The 18,775-nt window shown below is 72.5% G+C and carries 17 protein-coding genes; 9 read left to right on the plus strand and 8 right to left on the minus strand.

Features of this window, described 5'->3' with window-relative positions; all coding sequences use genetic code 11:
• Positions 1-10: 10 nt before the first annotated feature.
• Positions 11-667: a response regulator transcription factor gene (locus tag ABZW17_RS28065; RefSeq protein WP_354820486.1), complete on the minus strand. Its 657-nt coding sequence runs from the start codon at positions 665-667 to the stop codon at positions 11-13.
• On the minus strand, positions 655-1,854 hold the full coding sequence (locus tag ABZW17_RS28070; RefSeq protein WP_354820489.1) for a sensor histidine kinase: 1,200 nt from the start codon (positions 1,852-1,854) through the stop codon (positions 655-657). Before ABZW17_RS28070 ends, ABZW17_RS28065 begins: the two co-directional genes overlap by 13 nt.
• Before the next feature lie 135 nt (positions 1,855-1,989).
• Here ABZW17_RS28070 and ABZW17_RS28075 point away from each other — a divergent pair, with 135 nt between their 5' ends.
• The 4 genes from ABZW17_RS28075 to ABZW17_RS28090 all read left to right on the plus strand — a co-directional run bounded on the left by ABZW17_RS28075 (position 1,990) and on the right by ABZW17_RS28090 (position 6,723).
• Positions 1,990-2,730, plus strand: a complete 741-nt coding sequence (locus tag ABZW17_RS28075) for an ABC transporter ATP-binding protein (protein ID WP_354820492.1) — start codon at positions 1,990-1,992, stop codon at positions 2,728-2,730.
• Positions 2,724-5,264, plus strand: a complete 2,541-nt coding sequence (locus ABZW17_RS28080; protein ID WP_354820494.1) for an ABC transporter permease — start codon at positions 2,724-2,726, stop codon at positions 5,262-5,264. Before ABZW17_RS28075 ends, ABZW17_RS28080 begins: the two co-directional genes overlap by 7 nt.
• 128 nt (positions 5,265-5,392) lie before the next feature.
• Positions 5,393-6,058: a glycoside hydrolase family 11 protein gene (locus tag ABZW17_RS28085; protein ID WP_354820497.1), complete on the plus strand. Its 666-nt coding sequence runs from the start codon at positions 5,393-5,395 to the stop codon at positions 6,056-6,058.
• 2 nt (positions 6,059-6,060) lie between these two features.
• Positions 6,061-6,723, plus strand: coding sequence for a polysaccharide deacetylase family protein (locus ABZW17_RS28090; RefSeq protein WP_354820500.1), 663 nt, complete (start codon positions 6,061-6,063; stop codon positions 6,721-6,723).
• 40 nt (positions 6,724-6,763) lie between these two features.
• Here the strand turns inward: ABZW17_RS28090 and ABZW17_RS28095 are convergent, their stop codons facing one another.
• Both ABZW17_RS28095 and ABZW17_RS28100 read right to left on the minus strand, forming a co-directional pair.
• On the minus strand, positions 6,764-7,438 hold the full coding sequence (locus ABZW17_RS28095; protein ID WP_354820503.1) for a hypothetical protein: 675 nt from the start codon (positions 7,436-7,438) through the stop codon (positions 6,764-6,766).
• Positions 7,439-7,508: 70 nt separating this feature from the next.
• A complete protein-coding gene (locus ABZW17_RS28100; RefSeq protein ID WP_354820505.1) occupies positions 7,509-7,721 on the minus strand; it encodes a DUF5988 family protein in 213 nt (70 codons plus the stop codon).
• A 334-nt stretch (positions 7,722-8,055) separates the two neighbouring features.
• On the opposite strand from ABZW17_RS28100, the gene ABZW17_RS28105 reads away from it, so the two are divergent.
• Genes ABZW17_RS28105 through ABZW17_RS28115 form a run of 3 tightly spaced genes read left to right on the plus strand, consistent with a single transcriptional unit; the run spans position 8,056 to position 13,045 of the window.
• Complete coding sequence (locus ABZW17_RS28105; RefSeq protein WP_354820507.1) at positions 8,056-8,970, plus strand: ABC transporter ATP-binding protein; 915 nt, start codon at positions 8,056-8,058, stop codon at positions 8,968-8,970.
• Positions 8,967-10,301 carry an ABC transporter permease gene (locus tag ABZW17_RS28110; RefSeq protein ID WP_354820510.1) on the plus strand — a complete coding sequence of 445 codons (1,335 nt, stop codon included), beginning with the start codon at positions 8,967-8,969 and terminating at the stop codon, positions 10,299-10,301. Before ABZW17_RS28105 ends, ABZW17_RS28110 begins: the two co-directional genes overlap by 4 nt.
• Positions 10,302-10,303: 2 nt before the next feature.
• A complete protein-coding gene (locus ABZW17_RS28115) occupies positions 10,304-13,045 on the plus strand; it encodes a bifunctional YncE family protein/alkaline phosphatase family protein (RefSeq protein ID WP_354820513.1) in 2,742 nt (913 codons plus the stop codon).
• Positions 13,046-13,086: 41 nt separating this feature from the next.
• Here the strand turns inward: ABZW17_RS28115 and ABZW17_RS28120 are convergent, their stop codons facing one another.
• Positions 13,087-13,692: a GNAT family N-acetyltransferase gene (locus ABZW17_RS28120; RefSeq protein ID WP_354820516.1), complete on the minus strand. Its 606-nt coding sequence runs from the start codon at positions 13,690-13,692 to the stop codon at positions 13,087-13,089.
• A 22-nt stretch (positions 13,693-13,714) separates the two neighbouring features.
• On the minus strand, positions 13,715-14,269 hold the full coding sequence (locus ABZW17_RS28125) for a hypothetical protein (RefSeq protein WP_354820519.1): 555 nt from the start codon (positions 14,267-14,269) through the stop codon (positions 13,715-13,717).
• Between the two features lie 137 nt (positions 14,270-14,406).
• On the opposite strand from ABZW17_RS28125, the gene ABZW17_RS28130 reads away from it, so the two are divergent.
• Positions 14,407-14,892, plus strand: coding sequence for a carboxymuconolactone decarboxylase family protein (locus ABZW17_RS28130; protein WP_354820522.1), 486 nt, complete (start codon positions 14,407-14,409; stop codon positions 14,890-14,892).
• On the opposite strand, the gene ABZW17_RS28135 is transcribed toward ABZW17_RS28130, so the two are convergent.
• Positions 14,856-16,343 (minus strand): aldehyde dehydrogenase, encoded by a 1,488-nt coding sequence (locus ABZW17_RS28135; RefSeq protein WP_354820525.1) that lies wholly within the window; start codon positions 16,341-16,343, stop codon positions 14,856-14,858. The two genes, ABZW17_RS28130 and ABZW17_RS28135, sit on opposite strands and share 37 nt — an antisense overlap.
• Before the next feature lie 73 nt (positions 16,344-16,416).
• Here ABZW17_RS28135 and ABZW17_RS28140 point away from each other — a divergent pair, with 73 nt between their 5' ends.
• Positions 16,417-16,968, plus strand: coding sequence for a helix-turn-helix domain-containing protein (locus ABZW17_RS28140; protein ID WP_354820528.1), 552 nt, complete (start codon positions 16,417-16,419; stop codon positions 16,966-16,968).
• On the opposite strand, the gene ABZW17_RS28145 is transcribed toward ABZW17_RS28140, so the two are convergent.
• Positions 16,965-18,773, minus strand: coding sequence for a glycoside hydrolase family 15 protein (locus tag ABZW17_RS28145; RefSeq protein ID WP_354820531.1), 1,809 nt, complete (start codon positions 18,771-18,773; stop codon positions 16,965-16,967). The two genes, ABZW17_RS28140 and ABZW17_RS28145, sit on opposite strands and share 4 nt — an antisense overlap.
• Positions 18,774-18,775 lie beyond the last annotated feature (2 nt).

Genomic DNA, 18,775 nt, shown 5'->3' on the forward strand with positions numbered 1-18,775 from the left:
GGTGCCTGCGCTACCCCGCATCCCGGCCGAGGTAGGCCAGCACCGCCAGCACCCGGCGGTGCCCCGCGCCTTCGTCCGAGGGCAGCCCCAGCTTCGCGAAGATGTTGCGGATGTGCTTGAGCACCGCGCCGTCGCTGACCACCAGGAGCTCGGCGATCGTGCTGTTGTTGTAGCCCTCCGCCATCAGCGCCAGTACTTCGCGCTCGCGGGCGGTCAGCGCTTCGAGCGGGTCGGCCGTGCGGCGGCGGGCCATCAGCTGGCCGATGACCTCCGGGTCCATCGCCGTGCCGCCCTTCGCGACCCGCTGGAGCGCGTCCAGGAACCGCTCCACCTTGCCCACCCGCTCCTTGAGCAGGTAACCGACGCCGCCGACGCCGTCGGCCAGCAGCTCGACCGCGTAGCTCGTCTCCACGTGGGCCGACAGCACCAGCACCGGCAGCGCCGGGTGGATTTCGCGGGCGCGGACGGCCGCGCGCAGGCCCTCGTCGCGGTGGGTCGGCGGCATCCGGACGTCCATCACCACCGCGTCCGGGCGGTCCTTTTCGACGAACGCCAGGAAGTCCTCGGCGTTGTCGACCGCCGTCACCACCTCGATGCCCGCCGTCTTCAGCAGCAGGGCGAGGCCTTCGCGCAGCAGCGCGTCGTCCTCCGCGATCACGACCCGCATGGCAGCTCCACTCGCAGCACGGTCGGCCCACCGGGTGGGCTGGTCAGGGTCAGGGTTCCGTCGAAGGCTTCCGCGCGGCGGCGGATGCCGGCCAGCCCGCTGCCGCGCGACTCGTCCGCGCCGCCGCGGCCGTCGTCGCGGATCTCCAGGCACAGCAGGGACGCCGTGCCGCCGAGCCGGATCTCCACTTTGGACGCGTCGGCGTGCTTGGTCACGTTGGCCAGCACCTCGGCGACGACGAAGTACGCGGCCGCCTCGACCGCGGCCGGGCGGCCGGTCTCGTACTCGACGTCGACCGCGGCCGGCACCGGGCTGCGCTCGGCGAGCGCGCGCACCGCCCCGGCCAGGCCGCGCTCGCTCAGCAGCGGCGGGTAGATGCTCCGGACGACCGTGCGCAGCTCGGCCAGCGCGTCGGTCGCGGTGTCCTGGGCCTTGACCAGCAGGTCCCGCGCCGTGGCCGGGTCGCGGTCGTACAGCTGCCCGGCGATGCCCAGCTGCAGCACGACCGCCGCGATCCGCGCCTGCGTGCCGTCGTGCAGGTCACGCTCGATGCGGCGCAGCTCGGCCCCGTGCGCCTCCAGCGCCGCCGCCCGGGTCGCGGTCAGCTCGGCGACCCGGTCCGCCAGCACGACGCCGGGCGCGGGCGCGAGCAGCTTGCGCGCGGTGCGGGCCTGCCACCGGGCGACGCGCGGCAGCTGCAGCGTCACCGCGATCATGGCCGCGGCCACCAGCAGGTCCAGCGCGGCCTTCGGCCAGGAGTCGACGACGATCCCCAGCGAGCCCTCGATCCCGCCGGGCACCAGCGGCCAGACGAAGCTCGTGATGACCTGCTGCACTGCGCCCAGCGGCAGGCCGAACGCCAGCACCCCGATGATCGTCCCGGTCGCCGCGTGGAGCACGAGCCACGCGAGGTCGCGGCGGGTGGCCGGGTCCTTGAGCGGGGAGCCGTCGCGGTACGGCTCGGGGATCGGCTCGCCGAGCTTGCGCGCGGCCCGGCGGCGGTCGAGGCCGACCGGCCACCGCGACAGCCGGATCATCGGGGCCAGCGACGGGATGCCGACGCCGAACGGGCACAGCAGCAGCACGGCGAACAGCCCGACGAGGGCGAACAGCGAGAGCATCGAGGTGCCGGCGCCGACCACCAGGTAGCGAACCGCCGACCAGCACTGACGCAGGCGGGTCGTCACCCCGACAGTGTCCCACCCCACCACCGTGGTGGTGCTGGCGCTACCCCCGATCCACCTCTCCACGGGATCGAACCCGGGGCCGCGCCGACCTAGTTTTCCTTCGGACGCAAGAAACCGTCTTAAGGGGACAGTGAAATGACCACAGCGAGCGCGTACGCGCTGGAGCTGACCGGGGTGCGGAAGGTGTACGGCTCCGGCGACGGCGCGGTCACCGCGCTGGACGGGGTGTCGGCGGGGGTGGCGCGGGGGACGTTCACCGCCGTGATGGGCCCGTCCGGCTCGGGCAAGAGCACCTTCCTGCACTGCGCGGCCGGCCTCGACCGGCCGACGTCGGGGCGGGTGCTGCTCGGCGGCACCGAAATCGGCCGGCTGAAGGAAGGCGAGCTGACGCGGCTGCGGCGCACCCGGATCGGGTTCGTCTTCCAGGCCTACAACCTGCTGCCGTCGCTGAACGTGCTGCAGAACATCACGCTGCCGCTGCGGCTCGCCGGGCAGAAGCCGGACCCGCAGTGGCTGCGGGAGGTCGTCGACGGCGTCGGGATCGCGAACCGGCTGGAGCACCGCCCGGCGGAGCTCTCCGGCGGGCAGCAGCAGCGCGTGGCGATCGCGCGGGCGCTCGTCACCCGGCCCGAGGTCGTGCTGGCCGACGAGCCGACCGGCGCCCTCGACACCCGCACCGGACGGCAGGTGCTGGACCTGCTCCGCGCGGTCGTCGAGCAGATGGGCCAGACCGTCCTGATGGTCACCCACGACCCGGTTGCCGCCTCCGCCGCGCACGGCGTGCTCTTCCTGGCCGACGGCAAGCTGGCCGGGCACCTGCCGCACCCCACCCCCGAGCGGGTGGCGGAGCGGATGACGCACCTCGGGGAGTGGTGACCGTGCTGACCCTCGCCTGGCAGACGATCCGCAGCCGGCTCGGCGGCTTCGCCGGCGCCTTCATCGCCGTCCTGTGCGGCACCGCGCTCGTGGCGGCCTGCGGCATCCTGATGGAGTCCGGCCTGCGGGCCGGCGTCCCCACCCAGCGGTACGCCGCCGCGGCCGTCGTCGTCGGCGGCAGCCAGTCGGTGCGCCCGTCCGGCGCCGACGCCCTGTCTTCCGAGCAGGTCGGCGAGCAGCCGTCGGTCCCGGCGGCGCTGGCCGGCCGGATCGCCGCGGTGCCCGGCGTCCGCGCCGCGGTCGCGGAGCAGAGCTTCCCGGCGCAGGTCGTCACCCGCGACGGGCAGGTGCTCGGCGGGCGGGAGTCCCTCGGCCACAACTGGGACGCGGCCGTGCTGGCGCCGTTCACCCTGCGCGGCGGCGAGGCGCCCGCGGCCGCCGACGAGGTCGTGCTGGACGCCGACCTGGCGCGCCGGGCCGACGTCGGCATCGGCGGGCAGGTGCGGATCATGACCCGGTCGGTGCCGGAGACGTTCAAGGTGAGCGGGGTCGTCGACGGCACCTCGCGCCAGTCGGCGCTGTTCTTCACGCCGGATCGGGCCGCCGAGCTGGCCGGACGGCCCGGACAGGTGCACGCGGTCGGCGTCCTCGCCGACCCGGGCGTCACACCGGAGGCCCTCGCCGACCGGGTGCGCGCCGTCGCGGGCGGCGCCGAGGTGACCACCGGCGTCGAGCGCAGCAGCATCGAGTTCCTCGACGTCAGCCAGACGCGGGTGCTGCTGCTGGCCATCGCCGGTTCGTTCGGCGGCTTCGCGCTGCTCGTCGCGGTGTTCGTGGTGGCGAGCACGCTGGCCCTCACCATCAACCAGCGACGCCGCGAATTCGCGCTGCTGCGTGCGGTCGCGGCCACCCCGAAGCAGATCCGCAAGCTCATCGGCACCGAGACGACGCTGGTCGCGCTGGCCGCCGGGGTGCTGGGCAGCGGGCTGGGCCTGGCGGTCGCGTCCGGCCTGCGTGACGCCTTCGCGGCGATCGGCGTGATCCCGGCCGACTTCGGGCTGGCGATCAGCCCGCTCCCGCTGCTGGCCGCCCTCCTGCTCGGCCTGGGCGCGGCCCGGCTGGCCGCCTGGGCGGCGTCGCGGCGGCCGTCGTCGATCCGGCCGGTCGAGGCGCTGGGCGAGGCCGCGGTGGAACGCCGTGAGCTCGGCCGGGGCCGCCTGCTCACCGGCTGGGGCCTGGTGCTGGCCGGCTTCGGCGGCGCGCTCGTCCCGCTGTTCCTGCACGGCGACATCGCCGCGGCGATCTCGACGATGGCCACCCTGGTGGTCGTCATCGGGCTGGCCGTGGTCGGCCCGCAGGTCACCGGGCTGGTGGTGCGGTTCCTGGTGCCCGTGCTGGCGCGGCTCTGGCGGATCAGCGGGTACCTCGCCGGGGCGAACGCCCACGCCAACGCCCGGCGCGTCGCGGCGGCGGTGACCCCGCTGATGCTGGCGGTGGCGTTCGCGCTCGCCACGTTCTACGGGCCGACGGCGACCACCGCGGCGGCCCAGCAGGAGACGGCCCGGTCGACGACCGCCGACTACGTGCTGACCGCGCCCGGCGGTGTCTCGCCGGAGCTGGCCGAGGCGGCCGGGCGGGTGCCGGGGGTCGCGGCGGCGACGCCGGTGGTCCGCACGTCCGTCGTGACGGCGACGCCGGTGGGGGACAGCGTGGAGGTGCAGCGGACGCCTGCGCAGGGGCTGGCGGGTGACCGGGCGGGGGCCGCCCTCGAGCTCGGTGTCGACGCCGGGCGGCTCACCGACCTCACCGGGGACACCGTGGCGCTCAGCCGGTCGGAGGCGGACTGGCTGGACAAGAAGGTCGGGGACGAGGTGTCGTTCTACTTCGGTGACGGTGTGCCCGCGAAGCTGCGGCTGGTGGCGACGTACACGCACGATCTGGCGTTCGGGGACTTCGTGCTGCCGGTTGCGCTGGCTCGTGAGCACGTCGGTGGGCGGTTGGACGACTCGGTGCTGGTCCGGCGCGAGCCGGGCGCGGATGCCGGTGCGGTGGCTTCGGGACTGAGTGCGTTGCCGTACCCGGGAGTGGTCGTTGCTCCGGCTTCGGTGCTCACCGCTCCGGAAGGGGGTGAGCGGCAGGCCCAGTTCTACCTGAACCTGGTCGCTGCCGGGGTGATCGTCGGGTATCTCGCCATTTCGGTGGCGAACACGCTGGTTCTGACCACTGCGCAGCGGGGGCGGGAGTTCGCGCTGTTGCGGCTGGTCGGGACGACCCGGCGCCAGGTGACCCGGATGATGCGGCTGGAGGCTTTGGGGACCGTGGGGATCGCTGTGGTGCTGGGGAGTCTGGTGGCTCTGGTTCCGTTGGCGGTGCTGAACTTCGCGCTTCGGGGGAGTCCGGTTCCGGCCGGCCCCTTGTCCGTCTACTTCGGAATCATCGGTGGGGCGGTGGTGCTCGGGATGGTGGCGATCGGGGTGGCTACGTCGGTGGCTCTCCGGGCCCGGCCGATCGACGCCATTGGTGTGCGGGAATAGCCGTGACGGTGGGGCATGTACTTTTCACGGGGTCGAAACTTTCCGAAAGTTATTGCCCCACCGGTGGTTGCGCTCGCATGCTTTTGCCATCCTGGCTCGCCTGCCAGCCTCGACGAGGAGGAAGCTGAATGCGCACCAAGAAACGCGGCCGCAGCAGGATGTTCGTCGGTGGTGCCGTCCTTGCGGTGATCGCCACCCTGCTACCCGGGACCGCCTGGGCCGACACGGTCGTCACGACCAACCAGACCGGCTACAACAACGGGTACTACTACTCCTTCTGGTCCGCCGGTGGTGGCTCGGTCTCCATGACGCTCTCCTCCGGGGGGAACTACCGGACCAACTGGAGCAACGTCAACAACTTCGTCGCCGGCAAGGGCTGGGGCAACGGCAGCCGCCGGACCGTGAACTACTCCGGGAGCTTCAACCCCTCCGGCAACAGCTACCTTTCGCTCTACGGCTGGACGTCCAACCCGCTCGTCGAGTACTACATCGTCGACAACTGGGGCAGCTGGCGGCCGACCGGGACGTACAAGGGCACCGTGACCAGTGACGGCGGCACGTACGACATCTACCAGACGACCCGGTACAACGCGCCGTCCGTCGAAGGCAACAAGACCTTCAACCAGTACTGGAGCGTCCGGCAGCAGCGGCGGACCGGCGGCAGCATCACCACCGGCAACCACTTCGACGCGTGGGGCCGCGCCGGGATGCCGCTCGGCAACTTCAAGTACTACATGATCCTCGCGACCGAGGGCTACCAGAGCAGCGGCAACTCGAACATCTCGGTGGGGTGACCATGCGCGTACGCACCTTACTGGCCACCGCGGCCATCGCCGTGGCGAGCACGGTCGCCGCCGGGGCACCGGCGCAGGCCGCCGCGTGCGGCGGGTACGTCGGCCTGACCTTCGACGACGGGCCGTCGAACGCCCACACCCCGGCCATCCTGAACGCGTTGCGGCAGAACGGGTTGCGGGCCACGATGTTCAACGAGGGCCAGTACGCGGCCGCGTACCCGGCCCAGGTCCGCGCCCAGGTGAGCGCCGGGATGTGGGTGGGCAACCACAGCTACACGCACCCGCACCTCACCCAGCAGAGCCAGGCCCAGGTGGATTCGGAGATTTCCCGGACCCAGCAGGCCATCGCGGCCGCGGGTGGCGGCACGCCCCGGCTGTTCCGGCCGCCGTACGGGGAAACCAACGCGACGGTCCAGTCGGTCGAGGCCAAGTACGGCCTGCGGCAGATCATCTGGGACGTCGATTCGGGCGACTGGAACAACGCGAGCGTCAGCGCGATCGTCGCGGCCAACGGCCGGCTGCAGAACGGGCAGATCATCCTGATGCACGAATGGCCGGCCAACACGCTGTCGGCCATTCCGCAGATCGCCCGCAACCTGGCGAGCCGCGGGTTGTGCGCGGGGATGATCTCCCCGCAGACCGGCCGGGCGGTGGCGCCGGGCTGAGAACCGGTGGCGCGGCGGTTGCACCCCGCCGCGCCACCCCCTATTCGACGTACCACTCCACGCGCGCCGAGTCCGCCGTGCGCGACCGGACCTGCACACACACCGTGTGGTTCACCAGGAGGCCGGTGGTCCGGCAGAAGCGCGGCACGCCGTCGAATGCCGGTTCGGGGGTGAAGTCGCGGGCCAGCAGGTAGTCCCGCCACGCCCCGCCGGCGTCGGCACCGGTGGCCTCCCCGGACCGCCAGCAGCCGCCGGAACCGCACATGATGTCCTCGGCGAGCCGCAGCTGCGCGGGGCCGGGCGCCACGCCTTCGTCCCCCGGTGCCTCCTGCCAGCCGGTGACCAGCACGCCGGCCGTGACGACGAAGCCGGCGAACACCAGCAGCGCCCACGACCCGGCCCGGCGGGCGCCGATCGCGCAGACCACCGCCGCCAGCGTGGTGTGCAGCCAGTAGACCTCGATCGCGGCCGGCACCCACGGCCCGGCCAGGCCCAGCTCGCGGGGCAGCACGAACCACGCCAGCAGGGCGAGCAGGACCAGCCCGGTCACCACCCCGGCGCGCCGGGACCGCGCCACCGCGGCCCACGCGAGGATCGGCACCAGGGCGAACAGCCCGGCGAACGGATTCTGCCGCGAGAACGCGACGACGGCCACCGCCGCCACCACGAGGGCCACCCGCCATCCATGGTTCTTCACCCGCTCCACGGTCAGCACCGTGCCATTGTTCCGGGCGCGGCCGCCGGGGTGGTCGAATATCCTGTGGAGGTTCTGTGGAGATTCCGCGTCACTCGGCGACGCGGGTGCGGCCGCACCAGGCGAACACCGGTAGCTGGTCGCCGCCGCTGGTCGTCGTGAACTCGCCGTCGTGGGAGAAGTGTTCGTAGCCGGCGCCGAAGCTGACCTTCGCGACCTCGCCGATGCTGCCGACCGTCCATTCGCGGTGCCGCTCGGCCAGTTCGGCCGGACCACCGGAAAGCGTCACCCTGATGTTCGCCATGATTCGTTCTCCGTGGATTCGTTCACGCGGGAAGAAGAACCGGAAATGTGGCCTTCGTCTCTCGACGATGCCTGACCGTCGAACGCCGTGTCAAGATGATCGGCTCCTATGTCGAAATGGCGGGAAATAGGGGTTGACGCAATTCCGGCAAGGGTTTTCCGGGTGCTGGGACAGGGGTTGCGGCCCGCCAAGGCAAGCGGCCGGTTAACTCGGACATTTCACCGGCGCGGCGTTGGCCGGTCGGCTGCCGTTCCCGGAGCGTTCACCCGCCGCGCGTGCCCCCGTCATTTGCGGTGCCTAAGTTTTCCCGCGCAGGGCGGAACGGGAGGCACCCATGGACGCACCCCTGGCAGTGCGAGCGCGCGGGATCACCAAGTGCTTCGGTGACGTCGTCGCGCTCGACGGCGTCGACTTCGACGTGGCGCCGGGCCACATCCACGGCCTGGTCGGCCCGAACGGCGCGGGCAAGACGACGCTGCTCGGCCTGCTGCTGAGCCTGGCCGTCGCCGACGAAGGCGAGCTCGCGGTCTTCGGCACGCCGGTCGGCCGGGCGCCCGGCGGCGTCGCCGGATTCGTGGACGGCCCCGGCCTGTACCCGTCCCTGACCGCCCGGCAGAACCTCGCGGCCCTGGCCCGGCTCGGCGGCCACTCCGCGGCCCCGGGTGACGTCCTCGAAGAGGTCGGGCTCGCCGACGTCGCCGACGACCGGGTGCGCGGCTTCTCCCTGGGCATGCGGCAGCGGCTCGGGCTGGCGGCGGCCCTGCTCACCGAACCCCGGCTGCTGGTGCTCGACGAGCCGGCCAACGGCCTCGACCCGGCGGGCAAGAAGCACGTCCACGGCGTCCTGGACCGGCTGGCCGCGGCGGGCACCACGGTGGTGCTGTCGAGCCACCGGATGGACGACCTCGAGGCGCTGTGCGCGGAGGTGACGATCCTGGCCACCGGCCGCGTGGTGTTCACCGGGCCACTGGCCAAGCTGTCGGCGGAGCACGACGAGCTCGCCTACCGCCTGAGGACGTCCGATCCGGTCGCGGCCCGGCGCGTGCTCGCGCGGACGCGGGGGATCGCGGAAGAGAAGGCGTCCCGGGGCGACCCGGAAGTACTGGTGGTCCGCGCGAAGACGCCGGCGCTGGACGAGCTGGTCCGCCGCCTGGTGCAGGACGGCGTGGCGGTGCGGGAACTCGCGCCGGTCGTGTCGCCGCTGGAGGCCGCGTTCCTCGCCCTGACCGAACCGGGGAGCACCCGATGACCGTCGAAACGCCCGTCCGCCCGGTCCCCACCACCCGGGCCTACCGCTTCGAGCTCGTCAAGCTCTTCGCCACCTGGCGCATCCGGCTGCTCGTCCTCGCCTGCTGGCTCGCCCCCGCGGTTTTCGTCGCCGCCGTCAGCCAGCAGAGTTCGCTGCCCGTCGACACGCTCTTCGGCCGGTGGATGAACGCCACCGGGTGGGCCGGGCCGCTGGTCATGCTCGGCTTCGCCGGCACCTACGCGCTTCCGCTGCTCACCTCCGTCGTCGCCGGGGACGTCTTCGCCGCCGAAGACCGGCTCGGGACCTGGCGGCACCTGCTCGTCGCCGTCCGGTCCGCGCGGCGGATCTTCGCGGCGAAAGCGCTTGCCAGCCTCACCGTCATCCTGCTGCTCGTCGCCGGGATGGCCGTCTCCAGCACCGCGGGCGGCCTCCTCGCCGTCGGGGACAAGGCCCTCGTCGGGTTCGACGGCCACCTGCTCACCCCCGGCGACGCCGCCGCGAAGGTGCTGCTCGCCTGGGTGAGCGTGCTCGCCCCGACGCTCGCCCTCGCCGGGATCGGCCTGCTCGGGTCCGTCCTTTGGGGACGGTCGCCGATGGGCCTGCTGCTGCCCGCCGTCGTCGCGCTCGCGATGGCTTTGGCCCAGCTGCTGCCGCTGCCCGTCGCCGTCCGGCTCGCGCTGCCCAGCTACGCCTTCGTCGCGTGGAACGGCCTGTTCACCGACCCCGGCCAGCTCGGCCCGCTGCTGATCGGCGTCGGCGTCGGCCTCGCGTGGGCCGTCGCCGCGACCGCGCTGGCGTACCTGCTGTTCGTGCGCCGCGACTTCACCAACGCCGCCCACGACGGCTCCCGGCGCCGGGCGCTCGCCGTCCTGCCGCTCGCCGCGCTCTTCGCCGCCACCGCCGGGGTCATCGCGGTGGCGACGCCCGCCCTCGGCTCCGGGATCGGCCAGGACACCCTGCAGCAGTCGGTCGCCACGGCGTTCGCGCACCTCTACCGCCTGCAGACCGGGCAGCTGCACCGCCCCGACGTCACCGAGGAGCAGCTGGCGGCCACCGCCGCGTGCACCAAGGGCGACGGTCTCGTCGAGCCCGAAGGACCCGGCAACGACTGGCGGTGCGTCGTCACCTGGCACCTGCCCGGCGTCGCCGCCACCGGGTCGGCCGTCTACCAGCTGGACGTCACCTCGGACGGGCGGTACGTCGCCGACGGCGACGGGCCGAAGGAAGTGAACGGCTACTTCCAGGTGCGGACCCCGGACGGGGACCAGCCCAACCCGCTCTGGCAGTTCGACGCCAACGTCGAGCTGCTCTCCGCCACCCCGAAGGGATAACGATGCAGGTAACCCGCCGCAGAAGGCATACCAGGAAGGGCGGGTCCGGCCGCCGGTTCCGCTTCGCGACGGCCGGGTCCGTCACGCTCGTGCTCGTCGCCACCGGCACCGGCACCGGTGTCGCCTCGACGTGGCAGTTCGGAGACGACCAGGTCGGCCAGGTCACCGGCCAGGGCCAGGTCGTCGCCGCCGACCAGTACCTCGACCCGATCGGCACCCGGCTGGTCGTGAACAACGGCAAGATCATGGCCTCCTCGGTCAGCCCGGACGGCAGCCACCTCGCCGCGCTGACCACCGACGGCGGGATCGCGCTCACCGTCGTCGACCTGAAGACCTGGCAAGTACAGCAGCTCGTCGGCAACTCCGCGACGGCGAACCTGCGCATCGCCGGCAACGACGTCGGCCAGGAAGGCCCGTCGTACTCGCCGGACGGGAAGTCGTTGTGGCTGGCGCAGACCGACGGCTACACGAAGTTCACGGTGAACCCGGACGGCACGGTCGCGGCTCCGGTGTCCGTCAAGATCCCGGCTGACGGCGCGAAGCACGCGCTGGTGGCACAGGCGGTGTTCTCGCCCGACGGGGCCACTGTGTACTCCGCGGTCAACGGCCAGAACCGGGTCGTCGCCCTCGACGCGGCGACCGGCGCGATCAAGCAGAGCTGGGCCGTCGGCAACGCCCCGCGCGACCTGGTCCGCGTCGGCGGCAAGCTGTACGTCAGCAACGAAGGCGGCCGCCCGGCGCGCCCCGGCGAGCCGACGCTGAACTCCTACAACACCCAGGTGCCGGCCAGCCGCTTCACCGGCGCCACGACCAGCGGCACGGTCAGCGTCATCGACCTGGCGAAGCCGGCCGCCGCGCCGGTGAGCATCGACGTCGGGCTGCACCCGACCGCGGTGTACGCCAAGGGCGGCGCGCTGTTCGTCACCAACACCGCGAGCAACACCGTCTCGGTCATCGACACCTCCCGCGACCAGGTCGTCCAGACCATCGCGACGCAGCCGTGGCCGGAGGCGAGCGTCGGCTACGAGCCGGACGGCGTCACCCTCACCGCCGACGGGCACCTGCTGGTGACGCTCGGGCGCGCCAACGCGGTCGCCGTCTACCGCTACCACCGGGCGCAGGAGCCGGTGAGCTACGTGGGCCTGCTGCCGACGGACTACTTCCCGACGGCGATCGCCACCGTCGGGCCGGACATCCTCGTCTCCAACACCCGCGGGATCGACGCCCGCCGCCCGACCACCGCGGCCGGGCACGGCACGCACGACACGACGTCGAGCCTGCAGAAGTTCCGGCTCCCGAACGACCTGGTGACCCGCGCGTACACGGCCAAGGTGTTCTGGCAGAACGGCTGGACACCGGGTTCGGTCCAGGTGGCCCACGACAACGGCCACCGCAGCCCGGTGCCGGTTCCGGCGCGCCTCGGCGACCCGTCGACGATCAAGCACGTCTTCCTGCTGGTCAAGGAGAACCGGACCTACGACCAGGTCTTCGGCGACGACTCGCGCGGCAACGGCGATCCGGCGGTGACGCAGTTCGGCGAGAACGTGACGCCGAACCAGCACGCGCTGGAGCGCCAGTTCGGGTTGTACGACAACACCTACGACATCGGCACGAACTCCGCCGAGGGGCACAACTGGCTGATGCAGGCCGACAACCCCGAGTACACCGAGTCGTCGGCGGGGGAGTACCTGCGCAGCTACGACACCGAGGACGACGCGCTCGGCCACCAGAGCACCGGGTTCCTCTGGACCGGCGCGCAGGCGGCCGGGAAGTCGGTGCGCGACTTCGGCGAGTTCCAGCAGTTCCTGACCAAGCCGGCCGGGGCCAGCTGGCAGAACCTGTACTGCGACGCCAAGAACATGGCGAACACCGGGGAGCCGACGGCCTACCCGCTGGTGTCGTCGTCGCCGATCCCGTCGCTGAACGACGTGTCGGTGCCCGGTTTCCCGAAGTTCGACACCTCGGTGCCGGACGTCTACCGCTACCAGATCTGGAAGGACGACTTCGAGAAGCACGGGCCGGCGAACCTGAACATGTTCTGGCTGTCCAGCGACCACACCGGCGGCCCGCCGAACGCGGCCGCCCAGGTCGCCGACAACGACCTCGCGGTCGGCCGGATCGTCGACGAGATCTCGCACAGCCCGTACTGGAAGGACTCGGCGATCTTCGTCGTCGAGGACGACTCGCAGGCCGGCCTGGACCACGTCGACGGCCACCGCGCGCCGGTGCAGATCATCAGCCCGTACGCCCGGCACGGCGTCGTCGACAGCCACTACTACTCGCAGATCACGATGATCCGGACGATCGAGCAGATCCTCGGCGTCAAGCCGATGAACCAGAAGGACAGCGCGGCGACGCCGATGAGCGCGGCGTTCCAGCAGCGGCCGGACCTGACGCCGTTCACCGCGCTGCCGAACCGGACGTCGCTGACGGCCGGCCTCGCGACCCAGCCGTCCTGCGGGCCGGACGTCCCGGCGGCGGCGAACCCGGCCGCCGCGCCGGTGCCGTCTTCGGCGGTGCCCGCGGACAAGCAGCACGTGGCGGCGCAGTGGCAGGAGTGGACGACGCACCAGCGCCTGACCGGCCCGGACGCCGTCGCCGACTACGCCAACCCGGCGCAGATGAACCACTTCACGTGGTACCAGACGCACGGCTGGCAGCTGCCCTACCCGGGTGAGAACCAGGTGTACGCCCCGGAGCAGGTGCCGGGGGCCTTCATCCCGTCCGCGGAATCGGACGGCTGAGCCGGTGCCGGGAGGCTCCCGTCGGGGGCCTCCCGGTGCTTTCAGCGGGCCAGGTGTTCGGCGCGCCAGTGGCGGCCCCGGCGCGGTGTGCGCCAGTGACGTCCCCGCGAGGGCCGCACCGGGCCGCGGGCGGCGGCGACCACCGGGCGGTGCTCGGCGAACCGGTCCGCGGTCAGGCCCATCAGCACCGGGTAGCGGATCTCGCCGTGGCGCAGTTCGGTGTCCCGCGGCCGGCCCTCCTCGCGGAAGCCGAGTTCGCCGTGCAGCGCGAGCGAGGCGAAGTTCGCGCCGTTGATGCTGACCTCGCACTTGCGGTAGCGGCGCAGCTCGAACATGACCCCGAGCAGGATGGTGAGGGCGTCGGCGGCGTACCCGCAGCGGCGGTACTGCGGGCCGATCCCGACGCCGTAGCTGAACCGGCCGGTGGCCGGGTCGGCCTGGATCCAGATCGACCCGACCAGCGTCCGGTTGTGCAGCGTCTCGATGGCGAAGTGGAAGTCGTCGCCGGAGTCGCCGGCGACCCGGTGCGTCGCCCAGTGGCGGTAACCGCCGGCCCGCGCGTCGGAGTCGCGGTCGAACCCGATCAGGGCGCGGTGGTCCGCCGGGCGGACCTCCCGCAACCGCACCTTCCACCCCGCCCAGCTCATCGACGGTGATGGTACCGCGCGGTCACCAGTAGCACTGCGTGGTCATGTCGTCGATCCTGATGAACCGGGACGACCCGTTCGCCCCGACGATCGCCTTGACGAACACCGGGTTGACGCTGTTGAGCTTCCACAACGCGGTGTTGACCACCTGGTAGGCGCCGCTGCCGTTGAGCCAGGGGTAGGTGCTGGCGAGCAGGTGCCCGTTGGCGTCCCAGATCTCGATCCCGACCTGCGCCCCGCCGGCGGTCTGCATGTAGAACTGCGATGCGCATTGGGCATTGCCCGGCACGGAGCTCGTCACGACCCAGTACCCCTCGAAGGCCCAGCCGTTGGAGGCGAAGAGCCACCCGTTGTTCCGCCCCGACCGGGCGGTCCCGGCCCCGACGTCGAACCCGGCGGAGGCGGATCCCCCGGTCGCGACCAGCCACGAGGACTGCGGGTTGACCTCGAACCCGTCCTGCACCTGCCACAGGGAGGCGTGCGCGACCCCGGAGGTGACGGCGGTGAGCGAAAGCGAGACCACGGCGGCCAGAGCGAACCTGCGCAGACCTCTGCGGCGGGAATTCGTTGCGGACATGACGGTTCCTTCCTCGATTCGTAGCACCTTCGCCGCACCTGAGCCGGACAGCGGGACCGCTGATACATCCGTGTCACACCCTCCGGCCCACCGGTGTCTTGAGGTCGTTGCACCCCACGACCCAGGAGGACGAAGCCATGGAACCCCGCATCGACCTGTTCACCACCGAGACCGGCGCCCGGCTGCTCAAGCGGTTCGCCGGACTCGGGCAGGTCATCGAACGCTCGCCGCTGCCGAAGCGGACGCAGGAGCTCGTGAACCTGCGGGCCAGCCAGATCAACGGGTGTGGCTGGTGCCTCGACATGCACGCCAAGGAAGCCGCCGCGGCCGGGGAGAGCGCCGTGCGGCTCGCCCTCGTTGCCGCTTGGCGGGAGGCGACCGTCTTCACCGAGGCCGAACGGGCCGCGCTCGCGCTGGCCGAGGAGGGCACCCGGATGGCCGACGCCGCGGAAGGCGTGTCCGACGAGACCTGGGCCCGGGTGCGCGAGCACTACGACGACGAGCAGGTGGCGGCCCTGGTCGCGCTGGTCGCCCTGATCAACGCGGCCAACCGGCTCGCCGTGATCCTGCACCAGAAGGGCGGTTCCTACGAGGCCGGGATGTTCGCCGCCGCGGCCGGGTGAGCCGCGCCGGGCACGGTGATCGTCTGGTACTCGGTGTACGTGCCGATCCCGGTGGCGCCGTACTCGCGGCCGAGGCCACTGGCCTTGAAGCCGCCGAACGGGCCGTCGAAGCCGATCGGGGCACCGTTGACGGTGACCGTGCCCGTCCGCACCCGGCGGGCGACCGCCAGCGCGTGCCCGGGGTCGGCCGACCACACGCCGCCGGACAGGCCGTACTCGGAGTCGTTGGCGATGCGGACCGCGTCGTCCTCGTCGTCGTAGGCGATGACGACCAGGACCGGGCCGAAGATCTCCTCCCGCGCGATGCGCATGGAGTTGCCGACGTCGGCGAACAGCGTCGGCGTGACGTAGTTGCCCCGCTCCAGCCCGGCCGGGACCTCCGGGCCGCCGGTGACCAGCCGCGCGCCCTCTTCGACGCCGAGCCGGATGTAGTCGAGGACGCGCTGCTGCTGGTCTCGGCGGACCATCGGGCCGATGAAGGTCCCGTCGGCGGCGGGGTCACCGACCGGCAGGGATTCGATCAGGTCCTTCAGCCCGGCCACGACCTCTTCGTACCGGCTGCGCGGCGCGAGGATGCGCGTCTGCGCGATGCACGATTCGCCGTTGTTGAGCAGGGAACCGAACTTCACGCCTTGAACGGCCGCGTCGACGTCGGCGTCGGGGAGGATGATCGCGGCCGACTTGCCGCCCAGTTCGAGGCTGACGCGCTTGAGCTGCTCCCCGGCCAGCGAGGCGATGCGGCGCCCAGCGCGGGTGGACCCGGTGAACGCGACCTTGTCGACGTCCGGGTGCCTGACCAGGTACTCGCTGGTCTCGCGGTCGGCGGGCAGCACACTGACGACGCCCTCGGGCAGCCCGGTCTCGGCCAGCAGGTCCGCGAGGAGGTTCATGCTGAGCGTGTTCTCGGGGGAGACCTTGAGGACCACGGTGTTGCCGGCCAGCAGCGCCGGGATGATCTTGGCGAGCGCCGAGGAGAACGGCGAGTTCCACGGGATGACGGCGGCGACCACGCCGATCGCCGCCCGGCGCACGACCGACCGGAAGGGCGCGGCGGGGTCCGACGGCTCGAGCGTCGTCTCCCAGTCGAACTCCGCGGCCGCCTTCAGGAACGCGTTGGCCTGCCGGGTCAGGCCGGGCTGGCCGGCTTTGGTGAACCACAGTGCCGACCCGTTCTCGGCGGTGATCAGCGCCGCGATCTCGTCCGCGCGCTTCTCGCGCAGGCCGGCGAGCTGCCGGAGCACCGCGATGCGGTCCGCGGGCGGGGTGTGCGGCCACGGCCCTTCGTCGAACGCCCGCCGGGCGGCCGCGACGGCCCGGTCGACGTCGGCGGGCAGCGCCTGCGCGGCGCGGCCGATGACGGAACCGTCGTGCGGCGAACGGATGTCCAGCAGCTCGGCGCTGCTCGGGGTGGTCCACGTGCCGCCGATGAAGAGCTGGTGGTGGGTGATCACGGCGTACCTCCTATGTGTCACATCAGCGTAGCACTTGCCTCACGACTGTGGCGGTTGCGGTATCCTCGGAGAGGTGAGAGCCGACGCCGCGCGCAACCTCGAACTGCTGCTGACGACGGGCGCCCGCATGCTCGCCGACGACCCCGCCACGAGCATCGCGGCGATCGCCGCGGAGGCCGGCGTGGACCGCCGCACGGTCTACCGGCGGTTCGCGGGCCGCGAAGAGCTCCTGACGGCGGTGTACCAGGCCCGGCTGGCCGCGATCGAGGCGGCGATCGAGGCCGCACGGCTCCGCGAAGCGCCGGTACCGGTGGCCCTGCACCGGTACGTCGAGGGGATCGTGGGGGTCAACCGCACCTGGCCGACCGAGGTGAGCCGGATGCGCACGGACCCGCAGATCTGGGCCCGCCGCCGGCGCGCGATCGAAGAGGTGGACCGCTTCCTGCAGCGGGCGACGGACGAGGGTTTCCTGCGGCCGGGCCTGCCCGAACGCTGGCCCGGCAGCGTGCTGGGGCAGCTGGTCCACCTGTCCACAAAGGACCTGCCGGAACTCGGCGACGCGCAGGCCGCGGACGTCATCGTCGAGACGTTCCTGCGCGCCTTCGGGAAGACCGAAACGGGCTAGCCGGCCCGCTGGTGCCGCCCGGGGGCGTTCGTACCGGTGTCGGACCCCGACAGGGCCCGGGCGGTGTTGACCAGCCCGACCATGCTGAACGCCTGCGGGGTGTTCCCGACCTGGCGGCGCGCTTCGGTGTCGTACTCCTCCGACAGCAGCCCGACGTCGTTGCGCAGCCCCAGCAGCTGCTCGAACAGCCCGCGCGCTTCCGCGGTGCGCCCGGTCGCGTTCAGGGCGTCGGCGAGCCAGAAGCTGCACGCCAGGAAGCTGCCTTCGCCGCCCGGCAGCCCGTCGACACCGCCGTCGGCGTCGGCGTCGTAGCGCCGGACGAACCCGCCGTGGGCCAGCTCCGCGCGGACGGCGTCGACGGTTCCGCGGACGCGGGGGTCGTCGGCGGGCAGGAACCCGACGCGGGGGATGAGCAGCAGGGCCGCGTCCAGGCCGCGGGAGCCGTAGAACTGGGTGAAGGTGTTGCGCTCGGCGTCGTAGCCGTGGGTGCAGACGTCCTGGTGGATCTTTTCCCGCAGCGCGCGCCAGCGCTCGACCGGGCCGTCGAGGCCGTGGTCCCGCACGGTGTGCACCGCGCGGTCGACGCCCGCCCAGGCCATCACCTTGGAGTGGACGAAGTGCCGCCGCGGGCCGCGGACCTCCCACAGGCTGTTGTCCGGCTGGTCCCACTGGCCTTCGAGGAAGTCGAGCAGGCCGCGCTGCAGGTCCCACGCCGGGTGGAACGTCGGCAGCCCGGCCTCGCGGACCAGGTGCAGGCCGTCGAGGACCTCGCCCCAGACGTCGAGCTGGAACTGGTCCGCCGCGGCGTTGCCGACCCGGACCGGCTTCGAACCCTCGTAGCCCGCCAGCCAGTCCAAAGTGGACTCCGGTAGCCGCCGGGCGCCGTCGAGGCCGTACATGATCCGCAGCTCGGCGGGGTCGCCGGCGGCCGCGCGGACGAGCCATTCGCGCCAGGCGCGGGCCTCGTCGTGGTAGCCGGTGCCGATCAGGGCCTGCAGGGTGAAGGTCGCGTCGCGCAGCCAGCAGTAGCGGTAGTCCCAGTTGCGTTCCCCGCCGAGCTGCTCGGGCAGGGACGTCGTCGCGGCGGCGAGGATGCCGCCGGTCGGGGCGTAGGTGAGGGCCTTGAGAATGATCAGGGCGCGCCGCACCGCGGGCTGCCACTGCCCGGTGTACCGGCAGCGGCCGATCCAGTCCGCCCAGAACCGTTCGGTGTCGGCCAGCGCGGTCTCGGCGTCGGCGCGCTTCGGCCGCGGCCGGTACGACGCGCCGTGCGTCAGCACGAACGGGACGCGATCCCCGGCGGCGACGGTGAATTCGGCGTGGGTGGCCAGGTTCTCGCCGTGCAGCGGGACCGGTGTGCGGACGCGGATCGCGTCGGGGCCGGCCACCGCGACGAGGTCGTCGTCCTCGCGCCGGACCCACGGGGTGACCGAGCCGTAGTCGAACCGCAGCCGCAGCAGCATCCGCATCGGGACCCGGCCGGACACGCCTTCGACGATCCGGACGACGTCGGCGGCCTCGCCGCGCGGCGGCATGAAGTCCAGCACGCGGACCGTGCCGTCGGGGGTGTCCCACTCGCTCGACATGATCAGCGAGTCACCGCGGTAGGAGCGCCGGGTGGCGGGGCCGCCGGACGCGGGCGCGAGCCGCCAGGTCCCGGCCCGCTCGTCGTGCAGGAGGGCGGCGAAACAGGCGGGCGAGTCGAAGCGGGGCAGGCACAGCCAGTCGATCGCGCCGTCGCGGGACAGCAGCGCGGCCGTGTGCAGGTCGCCCAGCAGGGCGTAGTCCTCGATCGGGCGGGTCATGG

The sequence above is a fragment of the Amycolatopsis sp. NPDC004625 genome, from assembly GCF_040609695.1.
In the GTDB taxonomy this organism is placed as follows: Bacteria; Actinomycetota; Actinomycetes; order Mycobacteriales; family Pseudonocardiaceae; genus Amycolatopsis.

Bases quoted from the DNA above. Each gene is read 5' to 3' on its own strand.
- ABZW17_RS28065 (WP_354820486.1), bottom strand. From the start codon at position 667: ATGCGGGTCGTGATCGCGGAGGACGACGCGCTGCTGCGCGAAGGCCTC.
- ABZW17_RS28075 (WP_354820492.1), top strand. From the start codon at position 1,990: ATGACCACAGCGAGCGCGTACGCGCTGGAGCTGACCGGGGTGCGGAAG.
- ABZW17_RS28085 (WP_354820497.1), top strand. From the start codon at position 5,393: ATGCGCACCAAGAAACGCGGCCGCAGCAGGATGTTCGTCGGTGGTGCC.
- ABZW17_RS28090 (WP_354820500.1), top strand. From the start codon at position 6,061: ATGCGCGTACGCACCTTACTGGCCACCGCGGCCATCGCCGTGGCGAGC.
- ABZW17_RS28100 (WP_354820505.1), bottom strand. From the start codon at position 7,721: ATGGCGAACATCAGGGTGACGCTTTCCGGTGGTCCGGCCGAACTGGCC.
- ABZW17_RS28105 (WP_354820507.1), top strand. From the start codon at position 8,056: ATGGACGCACCCCTGGCAGTGCGAGCGCGCGGGATCACCAAGTGCTTC.
- ABZW17_RS28110 (WP_354820510.1), top strand. From the start codon at position 8,967: ATGACCGTCGAAACGCCCGTCCGCCCGGTCCCCACCACCCGGGCCTAC.
- ABZW17_RS28115 (WP_354820513.1), top strand. From the start codon at position 10,304: ATGCAGGTAACCCGCCGCAGAAGGCATACCAGGAAGGGCGGGTCCGGC.
- ABZW17_RS28120 (WP_354820516.1), bottom strand. From the start codon at position 13,692: ATGAGCTGGGCGGGGTGGAAGGTGCGGTTGCGGGAGGTCCGCCCGGCG.
- ABZW17_RS28125 (WP_354820519.1), bottom strand. From the start codon at position 14,269: ATGTCCGCAACGAATTCCCGCCGCAGAGGTCTGCGCAGGTTCGCTCTG.
- ABZW17_RS28130 (WP_354820522.1), top strand. From the start codon at position 14,407: ATGGAACCCCGCATCGACCTGTTCACCACCGAGACCGGCGCCCGGCTG.
- ABZW17_RS28145 (WP_354820531.1), bottom strand. From the start codon at position 18,773: ATGACCCGCCCGATCGAGGACTACGCCCTGCTGGGCGACCTGCACACG.